This window comes from Flavobacterium sp. (assembly GCF_049240005.1).
GTDB lineage: Bacteria > Bacteroidota > Bacteroidia > Flavobacteriales > Flavobacteriaceae > Flavobacterium.
The window spans coordinates 1-2,785 of sequence record NZ_JBMLTK010000004.1; the positions used below are offsets into that span (position 1 = coordinate 1).

Sequence of the window (2,785 nt, forward strand, 5' to 3'; positions counted from 1 at the left end):
AAATAAAAAAGCCTCGGAAAACCGAGGCTTTAAAATCATTAGATGTTTCTAATTATTTTTTAGCAGCATCAGCAGCAGGAGCAGCAGCTTCTGCAGGAGCAGCAGCAGCATCAGCAGCAGGAGCAGCAGTAGTGTCTTCAGCAGCAGGAGCAGCCTCTTCTACAGCAGGAGCCTCAACAGCTGGAGTTTCCTCAGCAGGAGCCTCAGTAGCTTTCTCTTTACAAGATACTACAGTTAATGCAGCGATAACAGCGAAACTTAAAAATACTTTTTTCATCTTACTTTAAATTATAAAAGGTTAATTATTAATTCGATGCAAAGATATAATTTTTTTAATACGACAATCAGAATCTGAAGTTTTTTTAAAAATCCTATTCCTTACAACGCGAAAACAATTTACAAGTACCGTGCCAAAATTGTTTTAAACGTTAAAAAAATCTTTATTTTTTTAAACCAATGATTTTCAGTTCGTTGATTAGATTCTGCGCGTTTGCAAACTTGTCGATGATGAATAAAATGTAGCGCGCGTCAACCATGACGTTTCTGCAAATCGCTGGATCATAGTAAATGTCGCTCATAGTTCCTTCCCAAACGCGATCAAAATTCAATCCAATCAAGTTGCCTTTCGCGTCAAGCGCCGGACTTCCACTGTTTCCTCCTGTGGTATGGTTAGTTCCAATAAAGCACACCGGCATCTTTCCGTTTTCTGCATACCTACCGTAATCTTTCTTTTCATACAATTCAATCAGCTTTTGCGGTACATCAAACTCGTAATCGCCCGGAATGTACTTTTCCAAAACACCATCTAAATACGATTTGCTCGTATATAAAGTAGCGTCTTTCGGCTGATAGCCTTTCACCTTGCCATAGGTAATGCGCAACGTACTGTTTGCGTCCGGAAACATGCGGTCGATCGCTTTCAACTCATATAAAGCTTTGGTGTACAGCTTTTGCGTAGCCGTGATTTTTGCATTAATTTCCTCGTATTTCGGCGCAACCAGAGTGGTATACGCTAAGGCGATATCCGACATCAGTTGCACACCCGGATCAGCACTTAACTTCGTTTTCACTTCAGCTAGACTACCACTCAATAGGTTTTTTACTTGATCGTAGTTGCTTACGGCCGATTTCTGATACAACTTCTCTGTCAACGACGCGGCAGTTTCGTTTTTGAATTTTTCAGGTAAAAAATCCTTAGGATAATCACTCAGATATAGGGCTATCAGTGTATTAAATACTTGCTGATCCACGTCCAAATTAAAATCTTTATAAAACGCAGGTAATCCGTCGATTAGTGCTTTTCTTCGCTCTTCAAAAGCTGCTTCGCTCTTGGCGTCGGTGCCCAATTGGCTCAGTTGATATAACTTAAAAGCAGTTGCCGTAAGCTCGGTATTGCGCAAGAAAATCTCGTTAAAGTAATCGCGTGCTACTGCATAGGGTTTAATAGCGGTATAGTGTTTTTCGAAATCGCTGAGTAAATTTCCGTAAGCTGCAGTCTGATTTTTCTCAACCAATAACTGCTTGAACTTCTCTTCGTCGGCACGCTTCTTTCCAACGGCATCCGATTTTTTCAAACCTTGAGATTCTCCAATCCACTTCTTCCAATAATTGGCTATCGCCGCGTATTTTGCAGCATACTGTATTTTAATTGCCTGATTTTTACGCATAAATCCATCCTGAACTTTCAAAGCTTGCTCGCGAACTTTAATACGAGCCGGATTTAAATCGTTCACAATTTGCGAAACAGCCACCGCCGGCAAATATTCTTGTGTACGACCCGGATAACCCATTACCATGGTAAAGTCGTTGTCCTTTACGCCCGCAATCGAGATCGGAAAAAAGTGCTTGGGTTTGTAAGGCACATTGTCTTTAGAATACTTCGCAGGTCGGTTGTTTTTGTCGGCATAAATTCTAAACAACGAAAAATCGCCGGTATGTCTCGGCCACACCCAATTGTCGGTATCCGATCCAAATTTTCCGATACTCGACGGCGGAGCGCCCACTAAACGAACATCTTCAAAGCTTTCGGTTACAAAAAGCAAGTACTGGTTGCCGTCGAAAAACGAGCGTACCAAACTCCCTTGCCAGCTTTCTTTTTTCGTTTCTTTTTGCACTTTGGCGATATTTTCTTTAATGCGTTGCTGTTTGTTCACCTCGCTGTTGAGGTCGGCAACGCCTTCGAGTACGGCTGTGGTTACGTCGGTAATGCTAACAATAAATGTTACCTCTAAATTGGGGTTCGGCAATTCCTCTTCCAACGAGTACGCCCAAAAACCATTAGTAATGTAATCGTGTTCAAGGGTAGAATGCGACTGGATTTCGTCGAAACCACAATGATGATTGGTGAGCAAAAGTCCGTTTGGCGAAATAACTTCCGCAGTACAACCGCCGTTAAATTGCGGAACAGCATCTTTTAAGCTCGATTTATTCGTGTCGTAAATATCTTTCAAGGAAATTTTCAATCCGAGTTTCTTCATTTCCTTTTCGCGCGTTCCATCGAGTAGAGAAGGAACCCACATGCCGCCTTGCTGGGCAAACGACAGTTGGAGGAATAACAGTAAGAGCGCGAGTACGAGTTTATTTTTGTAGTGCATATCAAAAAATTAAAACAAATTTTTGGTTTCGCAAGTTGGTAATTTACGGCGAGAAATGCGGCTTAAATATTTACTAAATTTCAAGTAGGTTTTTTAGAAGCTATTCCCGCTTTTCGCAATAGTGCCACCTCAAAACGCAACAATACCTAAAAGTTTGGTCGGCTTCTTGGGTCGCCAACCAAACTTTTGGT

The 2,785-nt window shown here is 41.5% G+C and carries 2 protein-coding genes; both read right to left on the minus strand.

What is annotated here, in order from left to right; all coding sequences use genetic code 11:
- Nucleotides 1-52: 52 nt before the first annotated feature.
- Nucleotides 53-277 carry a hypothetical protein gene (locus ACOVQQ_RS00260; RefSeq protein WP_421816437.1) on the minus strand — a complete coding sequence of 75 codons (225 nt, stop codon included), beginning with the start codon at nucleotides 275-277 and terminating at the stop codon, nucleotides 53-55.
- A 163-nt stretch (nucleotides 278-440) separates the two neighbouring features.
- The gene (locus tag ACOVQQ_RS00265) at nucleotides 441-2,594 is read right to left on the minus strand and encodes a S46 family peptidase (protein ID WP_421816438.1); all 2,154 of its coding nucleotides are present in this window, start codon (nucleotides 2,592-2,594) and stop codon (nucleotides 441-443) included.
- Nucleotides 2,595-2,785: the final 191 nt, after the last annotated feature.

Bases quoted from the DNA above. Each gene is read 5' to 3' on its own strand.
- ACOVQQ_RS00265 (WP_421816438.1), bottom strand. From the start codon at position 2,594: ATGCACTACAAAAATAAACTCGTACTCGCGCTCTTACTGTTATTCCTC.
- ACOVQQ_RS00260 (WP_421816437.1), bottom strand. From the start codon at position 277: ATGAAAAAAGTATTTTTAAGTTTCGCTGTTATCGCTGCATTAACTGTA.